This window comes from Shinella sp. HY16 (assembly GCF_028534175.1).
Classification (GTDB): Bacteria; Pseudomonadota; Alphaproteobacteria; order Rhizobiales; family Rhizobiaceae; genus Shinella.
This window is the reverse complement of record NZ_JAHYXL010000003.1, coordinates 268,591-293,624: the sequence shown is the minus strand read 5'-3', so window position 1 is coordinate 293,624 and position 25,034 is coordinate 268,591. Positions and strand designations below refer to the sequence as shown.

At 66.3% G+C, this 25,034-nt stretch carries 24 protein-coding genes; 3 read left to right on the top strand and 21 right to left on the bottom strand.

What is annotated here, in order from left to right:
* Positions 1–37: 37 nt before the first annotated feature.
* From K0P03_RS27760 to K0P03_RS27740, 5 genes are all read right to left on the bottom strand, one after another.
* Positions 38–1,483: an aldehyde dehydrogenase family protein gene (locus K0P03_RS27760; RefSeq protein ID WP_272791270.1), complete on the bottom strand. Its 1,446-nt coding sequence runs from the start codon at positions 1,481–1,483 to the stop codon at positions 38–40.
* A gap of 10 nt (positions 1,484–1,493) precedes the next feature.
* The gene (locus K0P03_RS27755) at positions 1,494–3,116 is read right to left on the bottom strand and encodes a 5-guanidino-2-oxopentanoate decarboxylase (RefSeq protein ID WP_272791269.1); all 1,623 of its coding nucleotides are present in this window, start codon (positions 3,114–3,116) and stop codon (positions 1,494–1,496) included.
* 2 nt (positions 3,117–3,118) lie between these two features.
* The gene (gene speB, locus K0P03_RS27750) at positions 3,119–4,072 is read right to left on the bottom strand and encodes an agmatinase (protein WP_272791268.1); all 954 of its coding nucleotides are present in this window, start codon (positions 4,070–4,072) and stop codon (positions 3,119–3,121) included.
* A 97-nt stretch (positions 4,073–4,169) separates the two neighbouring features.
* Positions 4,170–5,042 carry a universal stress protein gene (locus K0P03_RS27745; protein WP_272791267.1) on the bottom strand — a complete coding sequence of 291 codons (873 nt, stop codon included), beginning with the start codon at positions 5,040–5,042 and terminating at the stop codon, positions 4,170–4,172.
* Positions 5,039–6,532, bottom strand: a complete 1,494-nt coding sequence (locus K0P03_RS27740; RefSeq protein WP_272791266.1) for an APC family permease — start codon at positions 6,530–6,532, stop codon at positions 5,039–5,041. The genes K0P03_RS27745 and K0P03_RS27740 overlap by 4 nt, the downstream gene beginning before the upstream one ends.
* A 279-nt stretch (positions 6,533–6,811) precedes the next feature.
* Here K0P03_RS27740 and K0P03_RS27735 point away from each other — a divergent pair, with 279 nt between their 5' ends.
* Together K0P03_RS27735 and K0P03_RS27730 are read left to right on the top strand one after the other, a co-directional pair.
* Positions 6,812–7,354, top strand: coding sequence for an Lrp/AsnC family transcriptional regulator (locus K0P03_RS27735; protein WP_023515030.1), 543 nt, complete (start codon positions 6,812–6,814; stop codon positions 7,352–7,354).
* A 20-nt stretch (positions 7,355–7,374) separates the two neighbouring features.
* Positions 7,375–8,286: a carbon-nitrogen hydrolase family protein gene (locus tag K0P03_RS27730; protein ID WP_272791265.1), complete on the top strand. Its 912-nt coding sequence runs from the start codon at positions 7,375–7,377 to the stop codon at positions 8,284–8,286.
* Between the two features lie 27 nt (positions 8,287–8,313).
* On the opposite strand, the gene K0P03_RS27725 is transcribed toward K0P03_RS27730, so the two are convergent.
* From K0P03_RS27725 to K0P03_RS27705, 5 genes are read right to left on the bottom strand one after another with little or no spacing between them, the layout of a single operon-like run.
* Positions 8,314–9,243, bottom strand: a complete 930-nt coding sequence (locus tag K0P03_RS27725) for a phosphatidate cytidylyltransferase (protein ID WP_272791264.1) — start codon at positions 9,241–9,243, stop codon at positions 8,314–8,316.
* On the bottom strand, positions 9,243–9,896 hold the full coding sequence (locus K0P03_RS27720) for a lysophospholipid acyltransferase family protein (protein ID WP_023515033.1): 654 nt from the start codon (positions 9,894–9,896) through the stop codon (positions 9,243–9,245). Before K0P03_RS27720 ends, K0P03_RS27725 begins: the two co-directional genes overlap by 1 nt.
* Positions 9,893–10,330 carry a hypothetical protein gene (locus K0P03_RS27715; RefSeq protein ID WP_272791263.1) on the bottom strand — a complete coding sequence of 146 codons (438 nt, stop codon included), beginning with the start codon at positions 10,328–10,330 and terminating at the stop codon, positions 9,893–9,895. Before K0P03_RS27715 ends, K0P03_RS27720 begins: the two co-directional genes overlap by 4 nt.
* A complete protein-coding gene (locus tag K0P03_RS27710; RefSeq protein ID WP_272791262.1) occupies positions 10,327–11,661 on the bottom strand; it encodes a phosphatase PAP2/dual specificity phosphatase family protein in 1,335 nt (444 codons plus the stop codon). The genes K0P03_RS27715 and K0P03_RS27710 overlap by 4 nt, the downstream gene beginning before the upstream one ends.
* Before the next feature lie 7 nt (positions 11,662–11,668).
* On the bottom strand, positions 11,669–13,405 hold the full coding sequence (locus K0P03_RS27705; protein WP_272791261.1) for a bifunctional alpha/beta hydrolase/class I SAM-dependent methyltransferase: 1,737 nt from the start codon (positions 13,403–13,405) through the stop codon (positions 11,669–11,671).
* Between the two features lie 119 nt (positions 13,406–13,524).
* On the opposite strand from K0P03_RS27705, the gene K0P03_RS27700 reads away from it, so the two are divergent.
* Complete coding sequence (locus K0P03_RS27700) at positions 13,525–14,121, top strand: CDP-alcohol phosphatidyltransferase family protein (protein WP_272791260.1); 597 nt, start codon at positions 13,525–13,527, stop codon at positions 14,119–14,121.
* Between the two features lie 3 nt (positions 14,122–14,124).
* Here the strand turns inward: K0P03_RS27700 and K0P03_RS27695 are convergent, their stop codons facing one another.
* The 11 genes from K0P03_RS27695 to K0P03_RS27645 all read right to left on the bottom strand — a co-directional run bounded on the left by K0P03_RS27695 (position 14,125) and on the right by K0P03_RS27645 (position 25,020).
* Positions 14,125–15,441 carry a replication-associated recombination protein A gene (locus K0P03_RS27695; RefSeq protein ID WP_272791259.1) on the bottom strand — a complete coding sequence of 439 codons (1,317 nt, stop codon included), beginning with the start codon at positions 15,439–15,441 and terminating at the stop codon, positions 14,125–14,127.
* Between the two features lie 129 nt (positions 15,442–15,570).
* Entirely contained in the window at positions 15,571–16,341 is a 771-nt protein-coding gene (locus K0P03_RS27690; RefSeq protein ID WP_272791258.1) for an ABC transporter ATP-binding protein, read from the bottom strand.
* 8 nt (positions 16,342–16,349) lie between these two features.
* Positions 16,350–17,324, bottom strand: coding sequence for an ABC transporter substrate-binding protein (locus K0P03_RS27685; RefSeq protein WP_023515040.1), 975 nt, complete (start codon positions 17,322–17,324; stop codon positions 16,350–16,352).
* A 35-nt stretch (positions 17,325–17,359) separates the two neighbouring features.
* Complete coding sequence (locus tag K0P03_RS27680; RefSeq protein ID WP_272791257.1) at positions 17,360–18,211, bottom strand: ABC transporter permease; 852 nt, start codon at positions 18,209–18,211, stop codon at positions 17,360–17,362.
* A 9-nt stretch (positions 18,212–18,220) separates the two neighbouring features.
* Positions 18,221–19,573: an LLM class flavin-dependent oxidoreductase gene (locus tag K0P03_RS27675; RefSeq protein ID WP_037409281.1), complete on the bottom strand. Its 1,353-nt coding sequence runs from the start codon at positions 19,571–19,573 to the stop codon at positions 18,221–18,223.
* Between the two features lie 123 nt (positions 19,574–19,696).
* Positions 19,697–20,236: a flavin reductase family protein gene (locus tag K0P03_RS27670; RefSeq protein WP_272791256.1), complete on the bottom strand. Its 540-nt coding sequence runs from the start codon at positions 20,234–20,236 to the stop codon at positions 19,697–19,699.
* A gap of 199 nt (positions 20,237–20,435) precedes the next feature.
* Positions 20,436–20,828 carry a RidA family protein gene (locus K0P03_RS27665; RefSeq protein WP_023513952.1) on the bottom strand — a complete coding sequence of 131 codons (393 nt, stop codon included), beginning with the start codon at positions 20,826–20,828 and terminating at the stop codon, positions 20,436–20,438.
* 73 nt (positions 20,829–20,901) lie between these two features.
* A complete protein-coding gene (locus K0P03_RS27660) occupies positions 20,902–21,990 on the bottom strand; it encodes a D-TA family PLP-dependent enzyme (RefSeq protein WP_050744860.1) in 1,089 nt (362 codons plus the stop codon).
* Between the two features lie 108 nt (positions 21,991–22,098).
* Positions 22,099–22,848 (bottom strand): SDR family NAD(P)-dependent oxidoreductase, encoded by a 750-nt coding sequence (locus tag K0P03_RS27655; RefSeq protein WP_272791255.1) that lies wholly within the window; start codon positions 22,846–22,848, stop codon positions 22,099–22,101.
* Between the two features lie 10 nt (positions 22,849–22,858).
* Entirely contained in the window at positions 22,859–23,632 is a 774-nt protein-coding gene (locus tag K0P03_RS27650) for an SDR family NAD(P)-dependent oxidoreductase (protein ID WP_050744858.1), read from the bottom strand.
* 107 nt (positions 23,633–23,739) lie between these two features.
* Positions 23,740–25,020, bottom strand: a complete 1,281-nt coding sequence (locus K0P03_RS27645) for an NAD(P)/FAD-dependent oxidoreductase (RefSeq protein ID WP_272791254.1) — start codon at positions 25,018–25,020, stop codon at positions 23,740–23,742.
* Between the last annotated feature and the right edge of the window lie 14 nt (positions 25,021–25,034).

The window sequence follows — 25,034 nt, the reverse complement described above, 5'->3', positions numbered from 1 at the left end:
CTTCTTTTTCGACATGCCCCCCGGTCCGTCGTTGCGGTTAACGTTTCAAGCGTGACGTGACGTGTTTGACTTCAAGGTAGGACGACATGCCCCAGGGCCCGAGCTCGCGGCCGATGCCGCTCGCCTTGAAGCCGCCCCAGGACGTTTGCACGAAAATCGCCTGCGGGCTGTTGATCCAGACGTGACCGGCCTCGATGGCGTTTGCCACGCGGTTCGCCTGCACGTCGTCGCCGCTGACAACGGTGGCGACGAGGCCGAAGTCGCAGTCGTTGGCGAGTGCGATCGCCTCCTCTTCGCTCTCGAAAGTGCGGATGCAGAGCACCGGCCCGAATATCTCCTCGCGCCAGAGCGCGCTGGTCGTCGGCACGTCGCCGAAAATCGTCGGCTCGACGAACCAGCCGTCACCGGCCGCGGCCGGCTTTCCGCCGCCCGCAAGCAATGTCAGGCCCTCGGCCTTGCCGCGTTCGATGTAGGAAAGCACCTTGTCGTGCTGCGCCTTCATGGTGATCGGACCGATCGTCGTCCCCTCGTCCAGCGGGTCTCCGGGGTTCAGCGCCCGGCTTCCGGCGATTATGGCGTCTATTAGCTTCGGCGCAATCGATCTTTCCACCAGAAGGCGCGATGTCGCCGAGCACATCTGCCCGGCATTGAAAAAGATGCCGCCGAGCACGCAGTCCACCGCCTCGTCGAAATCCGCATTGGCGAAGACCACGATGGGCGATTTGCCGCCGAGCTCCAGGCTGACCGATTTGACGCCCGGCGCGCAGGCCGCCATGACGCGGGCGCCGACGGCGTTCGAACCGGTGAAGGATATTTTGGCGACATCCGGATGCGTCGTCATCGGCGCGCCGACGCGCTCGCCGGTGCCGGTGATGATGTTGAGCACGCCGGGCGGCAGGCCCACGTCCTCGGCAATCGCGCCGAGTTCCAGCTCCACGACAGGTGTGATCTCCGAGGGTTTCAGCACCACCGTGCAGCCTGCGGCAAGCGCCGGCGCGACCTTCCAGGAGGTCGTCACGAGGGGAAAGTTCCACGGCACGATGAGGCTTGCCACACCCGCCGGCTCCTGCCGCAGCCGGGCGTGAAAACCGTCGTCGGGCAGCGCGACATCCGCGTCCTGCCTCTCCTGCAAGGCGATGGCCTGCTCGGCATAGTAGGCGAAGGAGGCGGCCGCATCGGCCATGTCGATGCGCGCCTCGCCAAGCGGCTTGCCGTTGTTGCGGGAGGAAAGGCGCGCCAGCTCTTCGGCGCGCTCGGTCAACCGTGCGGCGATGGCCGCGAGATAACGGGCGCGTCCCCGCCCGCCGGCATCGCGCCAGGCGGGGAACGCGGCCTTCGCGGCGGCAACAGCCTTGTCCACATCCGCCGGACCACCGGCGGAGACCTCATGATAGACGGTGCCGCGGTAGGGATCGAAGACGGGAATGCGGCCCGGCTCGACGGGATCCTGCCAGCGACCGTCGATGAAGAGCTGGTGCCGCATCGTCGTCACCTCACGCCGTCAGGGCTGCGGCCAGCGGGGAGCCCGCCTGGATTTCGATCACGGTCGGCACCTTGCGCTTTGCCGAGGCGGCAAGCTCCCTTTCCAGCTCCGCGAGCGAGGCCGGGCGCAAGGCTTCGCAGCCGAGCGCCCTGGCGAGGCCGACGAAATCGGGCGTGAAAATGTCGACGCCGATCTGCGGGATGTCGCGTTCGGCCATGAAGGCCTTGATCTCGCCGTAGCTGGTGTTGTTCCAGATGACGACCGCGGTCGCGATGCCCGCCTCCACGGCGCTCGCCAGCTCCTGCACGGAGAATTGCAGGCCGCCATCGCCGATCAGGCAGACGGAGGGCCGGTTCGGCGCGCCGAGTTTTGCGCCGAAGGCGGCCGGCAGGCCGTAGCCGAGCGTGCCGTAGCCGGTGGAGGAATTGAAGAACGAGCGCGGCTGCGGCGCCTGGTAGAACTGGTTGACGGCATAGACCGGCTCGGTCTGGTCGCCCGCAACGGTGGCGTCGGGCAGCGCCCGGGTGATCACCTCCATCAGCCTGCCATGGGTGCGGCAGGCGGGCCACAGGAAGGCCGCGACCTTCTCGCGCACGGCCTTGGCGCGTGCCGCGCCTTCGCCGGCCGGCCGCGCGTCGCCGAGGGCGGCGTTGAGGCTGGCGGCGGCGAGTTTCGCATCGGCGGCAATCGGCACGTCCGCGCGCAGGCCGGTGACGATCTGCGCGGGGTCGATGTCGATGCGGATCAGCGGGCCGCCGAAGGTCAGCGCCTTCGGCTCGGGATACATTTCCGTCTCGCCGAATTCCGTGCCGATGGCGAGGACCGCGTCGCTGGCGGCCAGCTCTTCCAGCAGCGGCGGCATGCTGAGATTGCCGGTCATGGTGCGCGGGTCACCCGGCTTCAGGATGCCGCGGCCGTTGATGGTCATGAAGACCGGCGCATCGAGCTTTTCGGCAATAGCGGCAATCTCGGCCGCCGCATCGGCAGCCCCGCCGCCGGCAACGATCATCGGGCGCTTTGCGGCCTTGAGGATCGCGGCGGCCTTTTCAATGGCCGCGGGATCAGCGGCGGCGCGGCCGGGCAGCGGCCATGCGTCTGCCGAAAGGTGCTGCGCCTCCGCGACGATGACGTCGAGCGGGATTTCGATATGGACCGGGCGCGGGCGCGCGGAGTTGAAGACGGTGAAAGCACGCGCCATCACCTCGGGAAGCTGCGCAGGGTCGAGCAGCGTGTGGCTGAAGGCGGCAACGCCGGACACGAGGTTGCGCTGCGAGGGCAACTCGTGCAGGCGGCCCTGGCCCATGGCGAGTTCGCCACGGGAATTGACCGCCGAGATGACCAGCATCGGCACGGAGTCGGCGTAAGCCTGGCCCATGGCGGTGGCGATGTTCGTCATGCCGGGGCCGGTGACGATGAAGCAGACACCCGGCTTGCCGGTCACGCGGGCATAGCCGTCGGCCATGAAGCCTGCGCCCTGCTCGTGGCGGGGCGTGATATGGCGGATGTTGGTCGCGGGCAGGCCGCGATAGAGTTCGACCGTGTGAACCCCCGGAATGCCGAAGATCAATTCGACGCCGTAGGATTCCAGGAGACGGACGAGGTATTCGCCAGTGGTCAATCGGGTGTCTGCCATTTTTATCGCCTCTGCACGCCCGGAAGGACGCAAAGCATTTCGAAGAGAAGGTTCGCCGCCGTGATCGCCGTATTGCCGGAGGGGTCATAGGGCGGAGAGACCTCGACAAGGTCGCAGCCGACAAGGTTGAGCCCCCAGCAGCCGCGGATGATTTCGAGCGCCTGGATGGTGTTGAGGCCGGCGATTTCAGGCGTGCCGGTGCCGGGCGCGATCGACGGGTCGAGGCTGTCGATGTCGAAGGAGAGATAGACCGGCCGGTCGCCCATCTGTGCGCGGACTTCCTCCATCAGCGGCGTCAGCGACTTGTGCCAGCACTCCTCCACCTGCACCACGCGGAAACCCTGTTCGCGGGACCAGTCGAAGTCGTCGGCCGCATAGCCGGTGCCACGCACGCCGATCTGGATGCAGCGCTTGGTGTCGAGCACGCCGGCTTCGACGGCGCGACGGAACGGGGTGCCATGGGCGATAGGTTCGCCGAACATGTGCTCGTTGATATCCGAATGGGCATCGACATGGATGAGGCCGACGGGGCCGTATTTTTCCGCCATCGCCCGCAGGATCGGATAGGAAAGCGTGTGATCGCCGCCGAGCGTCAGCGGGATGCAGCCGTCCTTGATGATGCCGCGATAGGCATCGGTGATGATGTCGACGCATTTCGGCAGGTTGAAGGTGTCGATGGCCACGTCGCCGATGTCGGCCACCTGCAGGCTTTCGAAGGGGGCGGCACGCGAGGCCATGTTGTAGGGGCGGATCATGCAGCTCTCGGTGCGAATCTGCCGCGGCCCGAAGCGCGTGCCCGGACGGTTGGACGTGCCGATATCCATGGGGATGCCGACGAAGCAGGCGTCGAGCCCTTCCGTGGTCGGCTGCGTCGGCAGGCGCATCATGGTGGCGGGCCCGCCGAAGCGCGGCATTTCGTTGCCGCCGAGCGGCTGGTTGAAGGTTCTTGTCGTCATTCTGTCTTCCTCCGGCGGGGCGTGTGTCTGTGCCTTTTGCCCCACCCTGCATGGCATTCTACGAAACTTGCCCGAGCGGCTAAAATACCCTTTTCGATTATTCTTCGCCGCGCGGCAGGATAAGGCAGGGCACCGGTGCGTTGTGCACGATCTTGCGGGCGTTCGAGCCGAGGAAGACACGCAGGATCGGGCCGAGCTTGCTGGAGCCGAGCACGAGAACCTCGCCATCCTGCCAGTCGAGCGACTCGAACGCGGCCTTCCAGCTCGCCCCATCCGCGATCTCCGCGGAAAGCCCAACCTGCCCCGCAAGCAGGGCCGTCTGCGCATCGCGCGCCTGCTCACGCAGCACATTGGAGACGAACTGTTCTGCATCGTAGCCGGCGCCCGTCGGATACATCTGCTTATCGCGCACCACGAAGGTGACGAGGCGCAGCGGCACCGAATAGTCATGGGCGAGCGCCGCACTGCGGGCGACGATGTCGGGCGCGGAGGACGAACCCGAATAGGCGGCGCTGAGGCGGCGGACGCGGGTCTCGGGCCCGGCCGAATAGCCGTGCGGCGCCACCATGATCGGCAGATGCGCCGAACGCAGCAGTTCCGTCGTAACGCCCCCTTCGCCGAAACGGCCCAGCGGAGCCTCGCGCGCCGAGCCGAGCACGAGGCAGTCCGCACCGGTTTCCGAAGCGGCTCGGATCAGGCCCTCGCGGGCCGAGGAGGCGGAAACGGCAAGGAACTCCGCCGTGACATCGGCAGGAAGCGATGCCTTCGCCTCGGCTTGCAGCGTGGCGGTGTGCCGGGCAAGGAAGCTGCCATATTCACCGTCGACGCGCGCCGGCGAGGGATGCCCCCAGGTATCGGGCGTCACCGTGCAGGCGACGAGCGAGGCGTTGCAGGAGCGGGCCAGCACCGCGCCGAGCGCGAGCGCCTCCTGCCCGCCCTGGTCGGCGGAAAGTCCGACGAGGATCTTCATTCCGCCGCCTCGCCGAGACCTTCAGGCTTTTCGAGCCGCGAATTGCGGGCGGAGTAGCCGAAATAGACAAGGGCGGCGATCCCCACCCAGACGCCGGTGATGGCATAGACCATCCAGCTCAGCTTGAAGATGAGATAGAGGCAGGCGGCGATGGACAGAACCGGCAGGACCGGCCCGAAGGGGACACGGTAGCCGCGCGGCATGTCCGGCTGGGTGTAGCGCAGGATCAGCACGCCGGCCGACACCACCGTGAAGGCGGTGAGCGTGCCCATGCTCGTCAGGTCCCAGAGCAGGCCAGACGGCACGAAGGCGGCGATCAGCGAGACGAAGACGGCAACGATGATCGTGCAGGCGACCGGTGTCATGCTGCGCGGATCGACCCGGTGGAAGATCGAGGGCAGAAGGCCGTCGCGCGAGACCGCGAAGAGAATGCGCGACTGGCCGTAGAGCACGATCAGCGTCACCGAGAAGATCGAGATGACGGCGCCGGCGGCCAGAAGATTCGCCGGCCAGGTGGAGCCGGTGATGTTCTGCAGGATCGTGGCAAGGCCCGCTTCCTGACCTTCGAAGGCGCTGGCCGGCTGCACGCCGAGCGCAGCGAAGGCGACGAGCACGTAGAAGCCGGTGACGATGACGAGCGCCGAGATGATGGCGATCGGCAGGTTGCGCCGCGGATTGACCACCTCCTCGCCCGCCGTCGAGACGGCGTCGAGGCCGACGAAGGTGAAGAAGATCGACGCCGCCGCCGCCTGCACCCCATTGAAACCGCTGTCGTTGAAGAAGGGCGTGAAGTTCGCGCTGTTGAAGGCACTGCCGGCAATGACGATGAAGAGCGTGAGCACGGCGAGCTTGACCAGCACCATGATGGCGTTGGCGCGTGCCGATTCCTTGGCGCCGCGCAAAAGCAGGATGCAGCACAGCATAACCAGGATGACGGCCGGCAGGTTGATGAGGCCGGAACCTTCGGCAAAGAAGGCCATGGCGAAGGGATGGTCTCCGTCGACGACGGTGATCGGCCCCTTGATCATCCAGCCCGGCAGCACGATGCCGGTGACGTTGGCGAGCAGCTTTTCGACATACTCCGCCCAGCCCACCGCCACCGCGGCAGCGGAAATGCCGTATTCCAGCACCAGGCAGGCGGCGACGAAGAAGGCGATGCCCTCGCCGAGCGTCGCATAGGCGTAGGAATAGGACGAGCCCGAGACCGGGATCATCGAACTCATCTCCGCATAGCAGAGCGCCGAAAGCCCGGCCGCGACCGCCGCGATGACGAAAGCAATGACGACGGCGGGGCCTGCCACCGGCACCTGCTCGCTCAGCACGAAGAAGATACCCGTGCCGATCGTCGCGCCAACGCCGAACATGATCAACTGGAACAGCGTGATCGAGCGGCCGAGATGGCCATGCCCGTCGCCCCCGCCCGACGTATCCGCTACAAGCCGATCGACCGGCTTCTTGCGCGTGATCTGCTCAAAGATAGATGATGCCATCGTCCTCCCCTCCGATGTCTCCTCACATGCCAGAACTGTAGCGGCGGATGCGGCAAAGGTGCTGCCGTATTTCGATCCTCTTCCGACACTTGCTGCTGCCTGGCCCATCCCTGGCGACAGTTTTTATCGCGCGGCCGGAGCAAGGTTTGCCGGCCGGAAAATGCGCGCACGGGGGCCAGCTTGACAGGGTCGGGCCAAAAGTATCCATATGGCCAGGGCCGCCAGGCCACGCTCATCATGAGACAGCATGGCCCGGTCCGTGCAGCAGGGGGCGAATGAATGAAGGACGAAGACGGGTCGATCCGGCTCGATCAGATCGACTTGCGGATTCTGGCCTGTCTGCAGGCCAATGCACGCATGACCAACCAGGAACTGGCCGATGAAGTGGGGCTATCACCAAGCCCCTGCCTGCAGCGGGTGAAGCGGCTGGAGAAGGCCGGCGTCATCAACAGCTACCATGCCAGCATCGACCTAGCAAAGGTGTGCCGGCATGTGGACGTCATCGCCGCGGTCACCCTGAACAGCCACGGGCTCGAGGATTTCCAGATCTTCGAACAGATGGTCGAGGACATGCGCTACGTGGTGGAATGCACCAAGGTCAGCGGCCCGATCGATTATCTCGTGCGCTTCGTCTGCCCCGACATCGCCTCCTACCAGATGCTGTCGGACGAGCTTTTGCGGCTCGGCCCCAAGATCGGCAATCTTTCCAGCTATATCGTGCTGAAATCCAGCAAGCCCTACCGCGGCGTGGCCTTCGACGACCTGGTGTCGCCCTCGCCGCGCGGCGTGACGACGCGGCCGGCCGCGCGCACGGGCAAGTAGTTCAAGCGAGATCGTCCCCCATGTCAGCCTCTTCCCTCGAAGCCAATGCAATGCTGCCGTCCGGCGGCCGGCGGGACAATTCCCGTTTCCTGATATCCGGCATCCAGATGCCGGTGCCGATCGGCGGCCGCAACATTCCGGCCATGGCGATCCAGGTGGAAAAGACCATGGCGCTCTATCCGGGCACCGACATGATCGTCTTTTCGGAACTCGCCATGCACGGGCCGCTGCATGCCTGCGCGGCGGAGGATCCTGCCGTCGACGAAGCCGCCTTCCAGGCGCTTGCCGCCAAGCACCGTGTCTGGATCATACCGGGCAGCTACTTCGTGCACCGCGAAGGCCGGACCTACAACCATTCCATCGTGATCAACCCGGATGGGGAGATCGTCGGGCGCTACGACAAGATGTTCCCCTTCATGCCTTTCGAGGCCGGGGTCACGGGCGGCACCGACTTCCTGATCTTCGACGTGCCCGATGTCGGCCGCTTCGGCCTGTCCATCTGCTACGATATCTGGTTCCCGGAAACGACGCGCACGCTGACCTCGGCAGGCGTGGAAGTGCTCCTCCATCCTGTCCTCACGGGCACGACCGACCGCAAGGCGGAGCTGGCCATCGTGCAGGCCACGGCAGTGATGTTCTCCTGCTACGTGATCGACGTGAACGGGCTCGATGCCGGCGGCGTCGGCCGTTCGCTGGTCGCCGACCCGACAGGCAATGTCGTGCACCAGTGCGGGCAGGTCGCGGAAATCTTTCCGATCAATGTCGATCTCGGCCTGGTGCGCCAGGTGCGCGCCGAAGGCGCCAACGGGCTCGGCCAAGTGCTGAAATCCTACCGCGACCGCAATGTCGCCTTCGGCACCTACGAGAACGGCGGCGCCTCGGCCTATCTCGACAGCCTCGGCCCGTTGACCCCCATGGCCAAACGGCGGTAACCGCCGCGCCCTTTTGCCGGGATCGTTTCAGGTCCACGCGTACCGGACGATGTGGAAGAAGACCGGCGCGGCGAAGACGAGGCTGTCGGCGCGGTCGAGCATGCCGCCATGGCCCTCGATCATGTGGCCCCAGTCCTTCACCCCGCGGTCGCGCTTGATGGCGGAGGCGACAAGGCCGCCGAAGAAGCCCATGATGCAGGCGAGCGCGGCGAGCGCCCCCGCTTCGAGCGGCGAGAACGGCGTCAGCCAGTAGAGCCCGGCCCCGAGCAGCGAGGCGCTGCCAATGCCGCCGATCAGCCCCTCCCAGGTCTTTGACGGCGAGATGCTCGGCGCAACCTTGTGCCGGCCGAAAAGTTTCCCAAAAATGTACTGCAGCACGTCGCTGCCCTGCACGGTAGCGATGAGGAAGGCGATGAGCAGCAGGCCCCGGCCCTCGTTGCCGGGAATGGGCAGCGTCACCAGCGCCGGCACATGGCTGATGCAGTAGACCGAGAGCATGATGCCCCATTGCTGTTCGCTGACCCGTTCGAGGAAACGGGACGTGTCGCCGCGCAGGGCCGTCAGCGCCGGCATGGCGAGGAAGCAGTAGACGGGGATGAAGATCGAATAGAGCCCGTACCAGTCGATCCAGATCAGGTAAAACTGCACCGGCACGATGATCAGGAACATGCCGAGCAGCGTCCACCGATCGGCATGGCGGGTGTTGGTGAGGGTGACGTATTCGCGCAGCGCCGCGAAGGAAACGAAGGCGAAGAGCAGGATCACGCCGCCCGTGCCGAACAGGAAGGCGACGCTGATACCCGCGACCATGATCCACCAGGCCTTGATGCGTGCATTGAGGTTTTCGAGCGTCGCCGGCAGCGGCTTTTCACTGCGCCAGGAGAGCACGCCCGCAACAAGGCTCGCAATGACGAGCACGGAGACGAGGCCGAGGAATAGACGCGTGTCGTCGCTCATCAACGGGTTCCATCCTTTCGGGGCGCAAGGGCGAGAAGCGCTTCGCGGGCGCGATCAAGGAAAACTTTCCGCTCCTCCCCCGCCTGAAGCACCAGCGGGGCGCCGAAGACGACGCGGCAGAGCAGCGGAACCGGCAGGAGCGCGCCCTTCGGCAGGACACGCGACATGTTCTCGATCCAGCAGGGTACCAGTTCGATATCCGGGCGAAGCGCCGCAAGATTGTAGAGGCCCGAGCGGAAGCGCAGCAGCGGCTCCTCCGTCATGTTGCGCGTGCCCTCGGGGAAGAAGATCAGGGATTGCCCCTTGTCCAGGGCGGCGAGCATCACCTGCATCGGGTCGGCGGTGCGTTCCACCCAGTTGCGCTCCACGAGCACCGTGCGCAGCATCTTGCCCGAAATGAAGCGGCGGACCGGGCCGGCATTCCAGTAGTCCGCTCCCGCAACCGCGGCGGTTCGGCGTCGTTCGGCAAAGGGCAGGCAGGTGGAGATCAGGATGAAATCGCCGTGGCTTGCATGGTTGGCGAAATAGATGCGCTGCCGGCCATAGGGCGCCGAGCCCGCCCAGATCGGCCGCACGCCGGTGACCGCCCGCGAAAGCCCCGCAAGCGCCGCCCCGGACACGCTCTGCAAAAGCGATACGCCGCTCACGCTCATGCCCCGCCTCCCTCCATCCCGTCGAGGAGCAGGACGAAGTAGAGTGCGATGGCGATCAGCAATGCGATCCGCTGCAGCCAGAGGAGCCGCCGGCATCCCTGCAGACGCTCCGGCAGCGTTGCCGAAACGCTCCCCCTGGCGCGAAGCCCCATGCGCGCCAGCACGTCGTCGATGGCAGCAAGCCCTGTCGTTTCCCCGTCATGGGAGGCGGCGAGCCGGAAGAGCGCGGCGTCGAACAGAAGATGCACCGAAAGTGCCAGCGGCACGAGGCAGAAGGCGAGCAGCAGCCCCCAGGCGAGCGGCCCGGTAAAACCGTGGGCGCCGGCCGTCGGCGGCGCCACGGCGAGGATCAGCAATGCCGTTGCCCCGCCGGCAAGGCCGTTGCGCTGAAGGCGCCGGACGGTATCCGCAACAACCGTCTGCCAGTCCGTCATCGCGCCGCCTCCTCGATCGCGGCATAGGTTTCCAGCGCAAGATGCACCGGCCGACCCTTCGCCCGGATCTGGGCGACCGCCGCCGCTGCCGTGGTGGCAAAGCCGGTCCGCATCAGGATACAGGAAGCAACGAGCGCGCTGCGCTGGAAGCCGAGCGCGCAGCAGACAAGGACCGGCCCATGCCGCCCCGCCTCCTCGACGGCGAGCGCCGCTTCGCGGATCCGGGCAGCGGAGACGGGCAGCAGGTCGAGCGTCGGGAAAGCACGCCAGGAAAGGCCGGGAACGACAAGGCCCGGCCTTTCCGCCGTCATATCCACAACGGCGGCATAGGTGGAAAGTGAGCGCTGCGACGGCACCCGGCCGAGGAAAACGCCGTCGGCGATCTCGACGGCATCGGGCAGGCGCCGCGTCCACCACCAGACATTCGCCCGCACGCCCAGCCTGTAGGGCATCAGCAGCCAGCGGCTCGCCAGGCTGATGCGGCCATCGGCCCGTTTCTGGAACACATCCGGCCCCGCACCGGCATAGGCGAGCGCGACGAGGGCGAGCGCAAGTGCCGGCCAGAGCAGCAGCAGGCCCGCCCCTGAATCGAACGTCGTCCACACGGCGAGGAACAGGAAAACGAGCGCGCCGGCGGCATAACAGACGGCGAGTCGCCGCGCCTTCGTATCGAGCGTCAGGCGGAACCCTGCCAGCGGCGACGGCCGGCCGGCCGGGAACAGCCAGAGGGCAAAGAGGCCGAGCAGCGCACCCGTCGGGATATCGATGCTGTGATGTTGCCAGGTCGTGAGAACGGAGATGCCGATCAGGAAGCTCCAGACGTGCCAGAGTGCCAGCATCGCCCCGCGCAACCGCAGGCGCCAATGTTCCCAGATGATCACCAGCAGGGCGATATGCAGCGAGGGCGCCTGGTTGAACGGCTTGTCGAAGCCGCCGAGCACGTCGAACAGGAAACCCGGCAGCCCCTGCGTCTCCGGCCGCACGAAGACCGCCTGCAGCGGAAAGGCGATGAAGCAGAGGGCGGCGACGACCTGCGCCGTAAGATAACGCCGCGCCAGCCGGCCGACCTCCGCCGGCGTCTCGTTGACGAAGAGCGAGAGCGCATAAAAGGCGTTGATCGACCAATAGGGCAGGATCGTCCAGGCGAGGAAGGGGATGTGCCGCTCCCAGCCGAAAGCGAGATTCGGCACATCCGCCTGCTGCGCGGCCAGCCAGTTGGAGAAACCGTAAGTCAGATAGAAGAACGGTGCCAGGAAGGCGAGCCACAGCGCCGCAGCGCGAAAAACCGCGCGGCGATCGACGGCAACAACAGATGCGACGCCCTCCCCCATGATCGCCTCAGATACGCTCGGCCAGCGAGACGGTGAAGATGCCCCACTTGTCGATGCGTTGCTCGACCTTGCGGAAACCCGCCGCGGCCACCAGCTGGTCCATTTCCTGCTGGGTGCGCCGCCGCATGATCCACGCCTCGCCGCCGCGATGCGAGGTCAGCGCCCGGGCGATCATCTCGAGCTGCGGATGCCAGGGCTGGCCGGTATAGAGGAGCAGCGCCCCCGGCTCCATCGCCCGGGCGAGCCCGGCCAGCGAGGCCTCGATCAGGGCATTGTCCGGGAAGAGCTCGTAGAGGCCGGAGACGATCGCGAGCGTCGGCTGCGGGGTGATCGCGGCAAGCCCTTCGGTGTCGAAGGCATCGGCCCGGTGGAATTCCGCCACCTCCCTCAGGTCGCGCTCGGCGATCAGCGCCGCGCCCTTGTCCACGTTGATCGGCGAATAGTCCTGCAGGCGGATGCTCTCCGGCTTCGCTTCGGATCCCGCAACCGCGTCGAGCACGTAGCGCCCGTGGCCGGCGGCGATGTCGAGCACACGCAGCGGCCGTCCCTCGGCCTTCAGGCGTGCCAGTGCCTTGCCGATCAGCTCTTCCAGATGGACCTTGCGCTGGCGGATGCCGCGCCAGCCGATCGCATCGAGGAATTGCCGGTCGATCAGCCGCCCGCCGGGGCCGAGACCACGGGCCTCGTCCTCATAGACATAGTCGAGCGTGGAACCGGAATCGAAGCCGGTGCGCACGCCCGTCTCTATGCCCTTGGAAAAAAGGCTCCCGAGGCGGATCGAGCCCCGCGTCAGTGCCCAGTAGAGCCCGCGCGGGGAGAACAGCGACAAGGGTGTCGCCAGCCGGTCGGCCTCGTCGCGGGTGTAGCCGGAAAGATGCGCACGCCGCAGGTCGGCCACCACGGGTGGTTCGGCGAAACGCTGGAGGAGGAAGGTCCGCACCTTTTCAAGCGCCTTGGCCCGGTCCCGCTCGCCGAGCGTGTCGTGGTAGAAGCCGGGCAGCACATGGCGCTCCTTGATCGTGCTGCCGAGATTTTCGAAGAAGCGGTGCTGCGGCGCATGGCGCACGACGAAATCGCTGCCGGAAACGAGAAGCTGCGTCGGCACCGTGATGGCACGCGCATCGCCGACCACCCGGTCCGCCGCCTCGTAGAGCTCCAGGAGGATGTTGGAGGCGATGGGACGGGTGATCAGCGGATCGGCCTCGAAGGAAGCAATGCGCGCAGGATCGTGCGTCAGGAAGCGGGCCTTGACGTAGGAGTTGACGAAGAACGTGCCCTTGAGCTTCTGCCAGAGCTCGATGCCCTCCCTGGCGAAGGGTACGTAGAGTTTCACGTCGAAGGCGGGCGACGCCAGCACCAGCGCGCGGATATCCGGCGCATAGTCATGCACCCAGGTGGAAGCGAGCACCGCACCGACGCTCTGGGCGACGACGGCAATCTGGTCCATGGCAAAGCCGCCGGTCTCGCGGATGTGGCGGACGAAGCAGTCGAGATCGCGCACCGAATGGGCGAAGGACGGCGAATGGCCGCGCTCGCCGGGGGACCGGCCATGGCCACGCGCATCCCACGCGTAGAAGGCGAAGTCGTCGAGCCCGAGCTCCTCGGCAATATGCGCCACCCGGCCGCTGTGCTCATGGCCGCGGTGCAAAAGCACGATCGCGCCTTTCGCCGTGCCGGAACGGGCGGGCCAGGCACGGTAGAAAAGCTCCACGCCGTCATGGCTCGCAAAGGCGGATTCGATCATGCTGTCATCTCTCCTGTAGAAACCTCAGCACCTATACGGATGAGGACGCATGTTTGCAGTTGATTTCATACGATTTGCATCCTCTTTTGTGGCACGCAATCGAGCGGATTCGAGCTGACATGTCGATCTATAAACTGAAATCGTCCTTCCAGAACCTGCTTCGCCCCCTGGTGGGACGGCTGGCGGCCATGGGCGTCACGGCAAATCAGGTAACACTGATCGCCGCGATCGTCTCGGTGGGGATCGGCGCGCTGCTTCTCGTCAATCCGGCACCCGCCCTTTTCGCGCTCGTTCCGGTCTGGATGCTGTTGCGCATGGGGCTCAACGCCATCGACGGCATGCTCGCGCGCGAACACGGCCAGAAGAGCCCGCTCGGCGGCTATCTCAACGAGATCACCGATGTCGTCTCCGATGCCGCGCTGTACGTGCCCTTCGCGCTGGTCGCGCCCTTTTCCCTGCCGTGGTTCACCGCCATCGTCTTTCTCGCCGCGCTGACGGAGTTCGCCGGCGTGCTCGGCGTCGCCCATGGCAACGGACGCAGCTACGAGGGGCCGATGGGCAAGAGCGACCGGGCCGTCCTCTTCGGGGCGCTCGGCGCGCTCGTCGCCGGTTTCGGCACGTTACCCGCCTGGACATGGCATATCCAGCCGATGGCCTGCGTGCTGCTCGCCTGGACGGTCGTCAACCGGGTTCGGGCCGGCCTCACCGCCCCGTAGCCGTCAGCGCTTCTCGCCGAAGCGGCGTGGTGTCGGCCGGCCGGTGATCTGGTCCCAGTGCTCGTCGGCGCGCCGTTCGAAAGTTCCTGCCTCGCGGGCGTCGCTCTGGTAGAAGGCGCCGCGCGGCACCTCCGGCGCGTAAACCTGCTCGCTCCAGCCCCGTCCGTCATCATGCGGAAAGGCATAACCGACATGGCCGAGCGCCGCCGCACCCTTGTAGTGGGCGTCACGCAGATGAAGCGGCACCGACGATGGCGCTTCCTTTGCCACATGGGCAAGTGCCAGCGAGATGCCGCGGCAGGCGGAGTTCGATTTCGGCGCCCGGGCGACGTGAAGAGCGGCATGGGCGAGGATAATCTGCGCCTCGGGATAACCGATCTTCTCCACCGCATGCAACGCCGCCACCGCCGTCTGCAGCGCCGTATTGTCGGCAAGGCCGACATCCTCGGAGGCGTGGATCATGATGCGGCGCGCAATGTAGCGTGGGTCCTCGCCGCCGTGGATCAGCCGGGCAAGCCAGTAGAGCGTCGCATCGGGATCGGAACCGCGCATCGACTTCACGAAGGCCGAGACGACGTCGTAATGCGCATCGCCCGACCGGTCGTGGTTGACCGGCGCGGCGGCATAGGCCTCCTCTACCATCGCCTCGGTGATGACGACAGGTATTCCCGAAGCGTGCCCGACGGCAAGGCTTTCGAGCACCGTCAGCGCCCGCCGCGCATCGCCGCCGGACCGGCCGGCGATGCGGCGCAGCTGGGCGGGCTCCAGGCGCACCTCGATGCCGCGCGCCGCAAGATGGCGAAGACCCCGCCGCACCACCTCTTCCATCTCCTCGAGCGTCAGCGGCTCCAGTTTCAAGATGGTCGAACGGGAGATGAGTGCAGGCGTCAGCGTGTGGTAGGGATTGCCGGTCGTTGCGCCGATGAAGTCGGCGACGCCCTCTTCGCAGAGCGCTAGGAGATGGTCCTGCTGCGTCGCGCTGAAACGATGCACCTCGTCCGCAAAGAGCAGGGTCGGCCGCATGCGCGCCTCGTCGGCGATCTTGCGGATGTCGGCCACGTTGTTGTGCGCGGCGTGCAGCGGGCGGAAACTCTTGCCGAGCATGTTGCCGATGGCACGGGCGATCGACGTCTTGCCGAGGCCGGGCGGACCGTAGAGCACGATGCTGCCGAGCCTTCCGGCGGCGATGCGCCGGCGCAGCATGGTGCCCTCGCCGATGATCTTCTCCTGGCCGATCACGTCGTCCAGCGTCGCCGGGCGCAGTTCCGCGGCAAGCGGCATGACGCCGGAGCGCGGCGCAGCGTCGAAAAGATCGGTCATGGCATCCTCCGGTCTTAAACGGTCCTGTCCAACCCGGCGGCCTGACGCAAAAGCCCGCCTGCCCGGCCGGATGACGTTCGTCTATCGGCCGGAGCAGGCGGGGTCAAAGGCAATCGTGCGCGATGGCGCTCAGTGCAGACCGAAGAGGGTCAGCAGCTCCTCGCGGTGACGGACGAATTCCGGCGCGCTGCGGTCGCGCGGACGCGGCAGGTCGATCTCGATCAGCCGCGGCGCGGCGTTCTTCTCGCGCGGCAGGATGAGGATGCGGTCGGCAAGGTAGATCGCCTCCTCCAGGTCGTGTGTCACAAGGATGGTCGTGACGTCCTCATCGCGCCAGATGCGCGTCAGCTCCTGCTGCATGCCGATCTTCGTCATGGCGTCGAGCGCGCCGAGCGGTTCGTCCAGCAACAGGATCTCCGGCTGTACGGCAAGCGCCCGGGCGATGCCGACGCGTTGCGCCATGCCGCCGGAAAGCTGGCGCGGATAGGCGTTCTCGAAGGATTGCAGGCCGACGAGCTGGACATAGCGCCGCGCACGGGCCTTCGCTTCCTCGCGGGAGGCCCCGCGCGTATCGAGACCGAAGGCGACGTTTTCGAGTACGGTCAGCCAGGGCAGCAGGCGCGGCTCCTGAAAGATCACGGCGCGTTCCGCGCCGACGCCCGAAACGGCCTTGCCGTCGATCAGCACCTCGCCGCCATCGGCATCCTCCAACCCAGCAAGGATACGCAGCAGCGTCGTCTTGCCGGAGCCGCTGGCACCGACGATGGCAAGGCTCTCCCCGGAGCGTATCTTCAGGTTGACGTTGTCGAGGACCGGCAGCGGCCGGCCATCGAGCGTGTAGGATTTCGAGAGGTGACGGATCGTCACCTCTCCGCGGATCGTTGCAGGGGCAAGGCTCATGGGAGACCTCAGTTCGTTGCCGCGTCGGGCGAATAGAGCACGTCCTTGGCCGCGAGCTGGCCTTCCTTCAGCTTGCCTTCGCGGACCAGAACGTCGATCCAGAACTGCACGTCCCGCTCGACCGGAAGGCCGCCGGCACGAACGCCATAGCCGCGGAAATATTGCGCAATATCAGGGTTCTCGCCGCGTTCCTGCAAGGCCTTTGCGAGGATCTTGCGGGTCTCCTCGGGGTGCTCGCGGGCATAATCGAGCGCACGGGCCGACTGTTCGACGAAGATTTTTGCCGCCTCGGGATGCGCCTTGACGAAATCACGGCGCAGCACCACGAAGCCGCCGGCGATCTCGCCGAGCACGTCCGTATCGTCGAAGATCGCACGCAGGCCGCCATTCTTGCTGGCCGCACCCTCGAAGGTCGTCTGCCAGTATCCGAACGCCGAGATGTCCACCTGGCCGGAGCGCAGCACCTGCTCGAGCTGCGGGCCGGGCACGACGACCTGGTTGGCTGCATCCGTCGGCAGGCCGACCGAATGCAGCGCCTCGCGGATCGTATAGTCGAGATGGGCGCCCAGCGTGTTGACGGCGATGCTCTTGCCGGCAATATCCTTGATATCCTTGATCGGGCTGTCTTCCAGCACATAGAAGATCGACTGGACTTCGGCATTGATGCCGTTCGAGGGATAGGCGGCGACGAAATCGTTGCCGCCGATGATCGAGTTCAGAACGGCGGAGGTGGCCGCACTGCCGAGCTCCACATCACCGGAGGCGAGCGCGATCAGCGAGGCCGGGCCGCCGGCGGCATAACCGACATTTTCGATCGTGATGCCGGTTCCCTTGAAATAGCCGAGTTCGGCGGCAAGCTCATGGGCGGAAAGACCGCCCTGGCTGGCGAGGTACCGCAGGTTCACATCCTCGGCGAAGGCCGTGCCGGCAAGGCCCAGGAAGAGGGTGGTGGAGAGGAGAAGTTTTCGCGAGTGGAAGGTCATGGCGGTGTCCTTTGACAAAGAGAAATGCGGAAGGTTCAGGCGTTCGGCTGCGACCAGCGGCAGAGTTTCTTCTGGAGGAGGACCAGCACCGCATTGGCGAGGAGGCCGAGCAGCGCCAGAAGCAGGATGGCGGCGAACATCAGCGGGACCTGGAAATTGTACTGGGCGTTCATCACCTGGAAGCCGATGCCCTTGTTGGCGCCGATCATCTCGGCGGCGATGAGGAGCAGCAGCGCCGTGGTGGCGGAGAGGCGCAGGCCGACAAAGATCGCAGGAACCGAGGCCGGCAGGATGACGCGGCGGAAGATCGTCAAACGCCCTGCGCCATAGGTCCGCGCCATCTCGATCAACTTGCTGTCGACCTCCTTCACGCCGCCGATCGTGGCAAGCAAAATCGGGAAGAGCGTCGCCCAGAAAATGACGAAGACTTTTGACGTTTCACCGAGCCCGAGCAGCAGGATGAAGACGGGATAGAGCGCGAGCGCCGAGGTCTGGCGGAAGAACTGCAGTAGGGGATCGAGCGCCTGCTCGACGATCTTCGCCTGCCCCATGACAAGGCCGAGCGGGATGCCGATCGCGACGGCGGCGACAAAGGCGATACCGGAGCGCTGGAGGCTGATGAAGATGTCATCGAGAAGCGCGCCGCTGGCAAGGCTGTCCCAGAGAGCCGAGACGATGATGTGGAGCGGCGGGAAGACGGAGGGATTGACCCAGCCCTGCGTGCTCGAAATCTGCCAGAGCGCCAGGAAGGCCAGAACCAGTCCGTAGCGGGCGAGGAACGACGGCAACAGCGCATTCAACCGTGTCGCAAGACCGGGCGCCGCCGGCGGCCGGTTCGCAAGGCGAAAATCCGCACCGAGGGTGGAGTTCACGTTTTCATAGGACATCGTCGTCTCCTATTCGGCGGCCTGGACGGCGGCGCGTGCGCCGGCCCAGCGGTTGACGGGGAACGGCAGACCGAGGTTTTCACGCAGCGTCGTGCCCTCGTAGGCGGTACGGAACAGGCCACGGCGCTGGAGTTCGGGGATGACCAGATCGACAAAGTCGTCGAGCGCCGTCGGCAGCCAGGGCGGCAGGATGTTGAATCCGTCGGCGGCCTCGTTCTCGAACCATTCCTGCAGCGTATCGACGATCGTCTCTGGCGTACCGACGACGGTGTAATGGCCACGGGCGGAAGCGATCCACTGGTAGAGCTGGCGGATGGTGAAATTGTTCTCGTCGGCGATCTGGCGGATCAGTGCCTGACGGCTCTTCATGCCCTCGGTCGGCGGTGCGGGCGGCAGCGGACCATCGAGGTCGTAACCACGAAGATCGAGCGTGCCGCCGGTGAGCCCGTTGAGGAGGCCGACGCCATCCGCTTCGACGATCAGCGCGGTCAGGCGGTCGTATTTTTCGCGCGCCTCCTCCAGCGTTCGGCCGACAAAGGGCGAGACGCCGGGCATGATGAGGATATGGTCCGGATTGCGGCCGAGGCCGCGGGCGCGCGCCTTGATGTCGCGGTAGAATTCCTGTGCCGTCCCGATGTGCTGGTGGGCGGTGAAGATCACTTCCGCCGTCGCGGCGGCAAGCCCGCGGCCGTCATCCGACTGGCCGGCCTGCACGATGACAGGATGGCCCTGCGGCGAACGGGCGACGTTGAGCGGCCCGCGCACCTGAAAATGTTCGCCGCGATGGTCGCTCTCGTGCAGCTTCTCCGGATCGTAGAAGACGCCACTCTCCTTGTCGCGCAGGAAGGCGTCATCCTCGAAACTGTCCCAGAGCTTCTTGACCACATCGACATGCTCGGCAGCGCGGCGATAGCGCGCGGCATGGGGCAACTGGGTCTCGCGGTTGAAGTTCTGCGCGGTCGGATCACCCGTGGTGGTGACGACGTTCCAGCCGGCACGCCCGCCGGAAATGAGGTCGAGCGAGGCGAATTTGCGGGCCGTGTTGTAGGGCTCCTCGTAGGTCGTCGAGGCGGTGGCGATGAAACCGAGATTTTTCGTGAAGGGCGCAAGCGCCGAAAACAGCGTCACCGGCTCGAAGCCAGCGACGCGGGCATTGCCCCCTTCCCGCGCCCCGCCGAACCCGATGGCAAGGTTGTCCGCCAGGAAATAAGCGTCGAACAGGCCGCGCTCCGCAGTCTGGGCGAGTTGCTTGTGGAACTCGAAGCTGGTGGCGCCGTCCGCCGGCTGGTCCGGGTGCCGCCAGGAGGCGACGTGCTGGCCGCCGCCGGGAAGGAATGCGCCAAGCCTGATCTTGCGTGTCATCATGTTTCCTTTCATCGCATCTGGAGAGGGCCGCGTCGGCCACAGGGGTCCGATCCCGCCCGCGGCGGGGTACGGCAGTACTCGGATGTGGATGTCGGTGCGGCGGGCGCCGCTCAGCAGGCGTCAGGACAGGGCATGATAGCGGCCGTCCTGATAGAGCAGCGAATGGCCGGCGCCGAGGCGGATCGCCAGAACCTTGCCGATGACGATGACGTGGCTGTGCCGTTCGATGGCTTCCTCGATAATGCAGTCGATTGCTGCGACGGCATCGACCAGAAGCGGCGCGCCGCTGACGGCGGTGGTCCAGTCCGCGCCGTGGTAGCGATCGGCGCCACGAAGACCACCACGGCCGGCAAACTGGTTGGCAAGGGCCTCATGGGCGCTGCCGACGATGTTGATGCCGAGGTGGCCGTAGCGTTCGACGATGGGCCAGGTGGACGAGGTGCGGTTGAGGGAGACCAGCATGCGCGCCGGCTCGACGGAGAGCGCGGTCGCCGACGTGACGGTCGCGCCGGTGCGGGTTTCGCCCTCGCCGGCCGTGATGATGCTGACGCCGCCGCCGAGCGTGCGCAGCGCCGCCTTCAGCGTGTCGGCGTCGGCCGGCTGCTCGATCAGCGACGTGCCGTGAAGGTTGAAACGTGTGTTTTCGACATGGGCGTTCATCGTTCCCGCTCCGCTTGAGACCCTTGATGGTGATAGGGATAACAAGCGGAAGCCCGGGATAGCAGGCACGCCATTTCTTATTTCACTATTTTTATAGAAAATATGAATTTCAATTGCGCATCGCCCGTGGATGCACGCGCCGACCGGCGAGAGCAGAGCCAGACGCACCGCAAAACCAAGCGATGCGTCCGGCATGGGCTCAGGCGCGCCCGCGCCGCGCCGCCATCGCCGTCACCTCGACGCGCATATCGGGATCAGCGAGCGCGGCGACCCCGACGGCGCAACGCACCGGATAGGGCTTCTTGAAATAGGCGCAATAGACTTCGTTGAAGGCCGGGCGCTCGTTGATGTCGGTGAGGTAGATCGTCAGGTGGATCACGTCGGCAAGGCTGCTTCCGGCCTTTTCCAGCGACGCCTTCAGGCTCTCCAGCGTCGCGATGCTCTGCGTCCTGATATCACCGGTCTCCAGCGATCCGTCGGCGCGCAGCGGGATGTGCGTGGTGACGAGGAGGTTGCCGAGGCCGGCGGTGTCGGAGGAGATCTCCGTCTCGTCGGTATCCTCGATGAAGAAGGGGGCGTCGTTGTCAGCCATGGCGATTCTCCTTGAATGCGTTTGCCGGCCAGCACGAGCGGCTTTGCCGCGCGCCGTCAACCGAAATCCGGCCTCACCAGACCGTGCCGCGTGCGGCGACTGCCTCGACCCGCGTCACGATGCCACCGCGGTGGAAGACCATACGGTCGAACAGGTTGCTGACGACACAGGTGTGGTTCGGCACGATGCGCACCACGCTGCCGATGGCGGGAAACTCTCCCCGGCAATCCTTGAGATCGACCACCGCATGCTCCTCCGAGAGCGAGACGATGCGGGCGCCTTCGTGGCCCTCGATCTCGCCGTAGTCGCTGAAACCGAGCAGGTCCGAGGTCAGCGCCTTGGAACCGGCATCCAGCACCGCACGATCCTCAGCCGGGCGCGAGACGACGGTCGCAAGGATATGCATGGCAAGATCCTGCCGCGTGCAATGGCCGGCGCGCACCATGCTCCGGTCGTTGTAGACATAGGTTCCCGCGCGGTGTTCGGTGGCGGAAGGCACGAGATGGGCCTTCCAGAGGTCCGGCGAACCACCGCTGGAGCGCACCGGGCAATCGAGCCCCCTTGCCGCCAGCAGCGTCATGGTCCCGGCGATGAAAGCCTCCACGGCGCTTGCGCCGCCGGTTGCAGGGTAGGTGAGGATGCCGCCGAAGCGGAGGGGCGGCGCGGCGGCGATGCGGGCCGCCAGTTCTGTTGCCGCCTCCGGTGTCTGCACGCCGCATCGGCGCCCGCCCGTATCGCACTCCACAAGCACGGTCAGCGGACGGGCGGCATCGAAGGCGCGGGCAAGACCGTCCACGGTCGTGGCGCTGTCGGCGACCACGGCAAGACGCGGCACCCGCTCGTGCAGCCCGCGCAGGCGCCCGAGCTTCGCCGCACCGAGGATGTTGTAGGTGATCAGGATGTCCTCGAAACCGGCATCGGCGAAAACCTCGGCCTCGCTGATCTTCTGGCAATTGAGACCGACGGCGCCGGCCGCGCGCTGCGCCTCGGCGACGGCGACGATCTTGTGGGTCTTGATATGCGGGCGGAAGGCCTTGCCGTGCCCGTCGAAATAGGCCTGCGCGCGGGCGATGTTGGCGGCCAGCCGGTCCTCGTCGATGACGGGCATCGGGGTGAGGACATCGTCGAGCGGCGTGCCGGCAGTGGGCCAAGGATCGGTCATGGGAAGCCTTCCAGTCTTGGCGCCTGCAGCGCCTGTTGGGGTGTGGTCACTATGATGAAAACAGTGGCGGGGCAAAACCGAAATCCCCGCGCCTGCCTCGGTAACATCTCAGGCCTTGCGCTCCTGAAGAATGTTTCCGCCATCGACCACCAGCACGGCACCGTTGATATAGCTCGCCTTGGGTGAGGCAAGGAAGGCGACGGCGGCCGCCACTTCGTCTGGCCGGCCTGCGCGGCCACAGGGTGTCGCCATGGCGGCGCGGCGCTCCTCCTCCGTCGACGCGCCGGTATCGATCCAGCCTGGCGCCACGGCATTGATCGTGACGCCATGCGGGCCGGCTTCGAGCGCCAGTGCATGGGTCAGGCCGACCATGCCAGCCTTGGCGGCGGAATAGGCCGTCTCGCCGGGATTGGCGACATAGGGGCCTGTCACCGACGCCACATTGACGATGCGGCCGTAGCCGTCCGCCAGCATGTCCGGCAGATAGAGGCGGGTCGAAAGGAACGTCGTCTTGAGCGTGACGGAGATGCCGCGATCCCAATCCGCCTCCTCCAGCATCGCAAAGTCGCGCTGCAGTGCCGGCTGCGCGAGGCTGCCCATGCCGGCATTGTTGACGAGCACCGCGGCCGGCCCCGTCGCTTGCCGCAGGCGCTCGACATCGGCCTTGACGGTGAGGTCGCAAATGTGGCCCGTCGCGGAGAACCCGTTACGCCTCACCTCCGCGGCACGGGTGAAAATCCGATCGCTCGTTGCCACGAGGTGGACGGCATAGCCCTCCTCCGCCAGGCTCCGTGCGCAGGCAAAGCCGATGCCGTCCTCGGCCCCTGCTCCGGTGATGATCGCCGTTTTGCGCTGCATCCGTCCCTCCTCAGTAGCCGGCCGTCACGCCGAAATCGATGGAAAGCGCGGCCCCGGTGATGGGCGCGGCATCCGGCTCGCAGAGATAGGCGACCATGCGGGCGATCTCCTCCGGCCGGATGAAGCGGGCGGCTTCCTGCTGGGGATAGTTGGACAGGAGTTTCGCCTTGTAGCCGTCCGGGTCGCCTCCGCCATAGCGTTCCGCCTGGAACTCGATCATCGGCGTTGCGACGTCGCCAGGGCAGACCGCGTTGACGCGGATGCGGCGCGGCGCAAGTTCCAGCGCCAGCGCCTTGGTCAACAGAACCAGCCCGCCCTTCGAGGCACAGTAGATCGACGCGCCGTTGTTGCCGACGAGGCCGGCATCCGAGGCGATGTTGACGATGGAGGCGCCGTTCTCCAGATGCGGAATGGCCGCCTGGATGAGGAAGAACGCTCCCTTGAGATTGACGTCGAGCACGATGTCCCAGTCCTCTTCCGTCATCGTTCCGGCCGCACCCTCGCGCCAGACACCCGCGGCGTTGACGAGGGCGTCGAGGCGCCCGCGCCAGGCGAGCGTCTTCTCCACGGCAGCGGCACAGGAGGCGACCTTGCGCATGTCGAGCGGCACCGCAAGCGCGGCACCGCCCCCGACTTGCACTGCCTCCGCCGCGGCCGTCAGGCGTTCGGATTCAAGGTCTGCGAGAACGACAGCGTAACCGTCGGCGGCAAGCCGCGTGGCAATCGCCGCTCCCATGCCGCCGGCCCCACCGGCTATGAGCGCTACTCGGGTCTGGTCGGTCATGGGTGTCTCTGCTCCAATGCGATATCCTCCCGGAAGAAGAATGGGCGACGGCGTCGATAGTCAACACCGCAATTCAGGCAACCCACCGCTCAGTGGCGGCCGTCGTCTCAGGCCGCGCGTTCGCGCCACCAGTCCTGTGCCTGCAGTTTCCAGTAGGTCAGCTGTGCCACCGCCAGCCCTGCAAGGCCACCGGCCCAGACAAGGCCGAAGGGCGCAAAGAGCCTGTAGCGTTCGCTTTCGCCGAGAATGCCCTCCGCAATGACCTTGCCGCCAATCGCCGTCGTGTTGAGGCCGTGGCCGCCGAAGGCGGTGCAATGCCAGACGCCCGGTGCCATGCGTCCGATCTGGGGCATCAGGTGGCGGGCATAGGACATCAGACCCGACCAGGCGAGCTCCGTCCCGAGGCCGGCAAGCTGCGGAAAGGTGCCGACCATTTCGGCGCGCAGTTCGCGCACCAGCCCGGCGGTCGAAGCAGCGCGGGTGGTGATACGCCCGCCCCAGAGCAGCCGCCGGCCGTCGTCGACGAGGCGGTAATAGTCGCCCGCCCGGCGGTTGTCGCCGATGGCTTCGCGGGTGGCGATTGCCGAGGCGAGAAGGTCGGGCGCCTCCTCGCTGACCATCACATAGGTGGCGATCGGCAGGAAGGCACGCTGGAGCCGCGCATTCAGCGACCCGGTATAACCACCCGTCGCAAAGACGACGTCGCGCGCCGTCACCATGCCGCCCGCCGTCCTCACTCGCTTTTCCGCCTCGTCCAGTTCGGTTCCTGTCGCCGTAGACTGCCCGAAGATGCGCCCGCCGAGGCGCTCGATTTCGCGGGCAATGCCGCGCAGATAGTTCAGCGGGTGCATGTGGAAGGCAGCCCCGTGGCGCACCGCCTGATGGTAGCGATCCGATTTCAGCACCGCACGCACGGCGTCACGATCCATGTAGGCGATGTCTTCGCCATAGCGCCGGCGCGCCTCCTCCACATCGGCCCTGAGACGCGCGCCGTCATCGTAGCGCAGCACGCTCATCAGGCCGGGCCGGAGATCTGCATCGGAAAGGCCGAGGGTCCGGATGTTGTCGCGGACGAACTCCACGCCCTCCATCGACAGGCGATACAGGTCGTGCGCCACGGCCGGGCCGGCCATGCGGGCAATATTGTCCTCCCCCGTCGCATAACCGGCGCTGACGAAGCCGCCATTGCGCCCGGAGGCGCCGAAGCCGATGCTTTCCGCTTCCAGCACCACGACGCTCCGCCCCGCCCGCGCGAGCTGGAGAGCCGTCGAAAGACCGGCAAGACCGCCGCCGATGATCACCGCGTCGCACTCGACGGTGCCGGAGAGCGCCGGGCGCACCACCTGATCCGTCATGGTGCGGCGATAATAGGTATCCGGATAGACCATGCTGCTCCCCCTCG

Coding starts and splice junctions, on each gene's coding strand:
- K0P03_RS27760 (WP_272791270.1), bottom strand. CDS start 1,483: ATGCGGCACCAGCTCTTCATCGACGGTCGCTGGCAGGATCCCGTCGAG.
- K0P03_RS27755 (WP_272791269.1), bottom strand. CDS start 3,116: ATGGCAGACACCCGATTGACCACTGGCGAATACCTCGTCCGTCTCCTG.
- speB (WP_272791268.1), bottom strand. CDS start 4,072: ATGACGACAAGAACCTTCAACCAGCCGCTCGGCGGCAACGAAATGCCG.
- K0P03_RS27745 (WP_272791267.1), bottom strand. CDS start 5,042: ATGAAGATCCTCGTCGGACTTTCCGCCGACCAGGGCGGGCAGGAGGCG.
- K0P03_RS27740 (WP_272791266.1), bottom strand. CDS start 6,532: ATGGCATCATCTATCTTTGAGCAGATCACGCGCAAGAAGCCGGTCGAT.
- K0P03_RS27735 (WP_023515030.1), top strand. CDS start 6,812: ATGAAGGACGAAGACGGGTCGATCCGGCTCGATCAGATCGACTTGCGG.
- K0P03_RS27730 (WP_272791265.1), top strand. CDS start 7,375: ATGTCAGCCTCTTCCCTCGAAGCCAATGCAATGCTGCCGTCCGGCGGC.
- K0P03_RS27725 (WP_272791264.1), bottom strand. CDS start 9,243: ATGAGCGACGACACGCGTCTATTCCTCGGCCTCGTCTCCGTGCTCGTC.
- K0P03_RS27720 (WP_023515033.1), bottom strand. CDS start 9,896: ATGAGCGTGAGCGGCGTATCGCTTTTGCAGAGCGTGTCCGGGGCGGCG.
- K0P03_RS27715 (WP_272791263.1), bottom strand. CDS start 10,330: ATGACGGACTGGCAGACGGTTGTTGCGGATACCGTCCGGCGCCTTCAG.
- K0P03_RS27710 (WP_272791262.1), bottom strand. CDS start 11,661: ATGGGGGAGGGCGTCGCATCTGTTGTTGCCGTCGATCGCCGCGCGGTT.
- K0P03_RS27705 (WP_272791261.1), bottom strand. CDS start 13,405: ATGATCGAATCCGCCTTTGCGAGCCATGACGGCGTGGAGCTTTTCTAC.
- K0P03_RS27700 (WP_272791260.1), top strand. CDS start 13,525: ATGTCGATCTATAAACTGAAATCGTCCTTCCAGAACCTGCTTCGCCCC.
- K0P03_RS27695 (WP_272791259.1), bottom strand. CDS start 15,441: ATGACCGATCTTTTCGACGCTGCGCCGCGCTCCGGCGTCATGCCGCTT.
- K0P03_RS27690 (WP_272791258.1), bottom strand. CDS start 16,341: ATGAGCCTTGCCCCTGCAACGATCCGCGGAGAGGTGACGATCCGTCAC.
- K0P03_RS27685 (WP_023515040.1), bottom strand. CDS start 17,324: ATGACCTTCCACTCGCGAAAACTTCTCCTCTCCACCACCCTCTTCCTG.
- K0P03_RS27680 (WP_272791257.1), bottom strand. CDS start 18,211: ATGTCCTATGAAAACGTGAACTCCACCCTCGGTGCGGATTTTCGCCTT.
- K0P03_RS27675 (WP_037409281.1), bottom strand. CDS start 19,573: ATGACACGCAAGATCAGGCTTGGCGCATTCCTTCCCGGCGGCGGCCAG.
- K0P03_RS27670 (WP_272791256.1), bottom strand. CDS start 20,236: ATGAACGCCCATGTCGAAAACACACGTTTCAACCTTCACGGCACGTCG.
- K0P03_RS27665 (WP_023513952.1), bottom strand. CDS start 20,828: ATGGCTGACAACGACGCCCCCTTCTTCATCGAGGATACCGACGAGACG.
- K0P03_RS27660 (WP_050744860.1), bottom strand. CDS start 21,990: ATGACCGATCCTTGGCCCACTGCCGGCACGCCGCTCGACGATGTCCTC.
- K0P03_RS27655 (WP_272791255.1), bottom strand. CDS start 22,848: ATGCAGCGCAAAACGGCGATCATCACCGGAGCAGGGGCCGAGGACGGC.
- K0P03_RS27650 (WP_050744858.1), bottom strand. CDS start 23,632: ATGACCGACCAGACCCGAGTAGCGCTCATAGCCGGTGGGGCCGGCGGC.
- K0P03_RS27645 (WP_272791254.1), bottom strand. CDS start 25,020: ATGGTCTATCCGGATACCTATTATCGCCGCACCATGACGGATCAGGTG.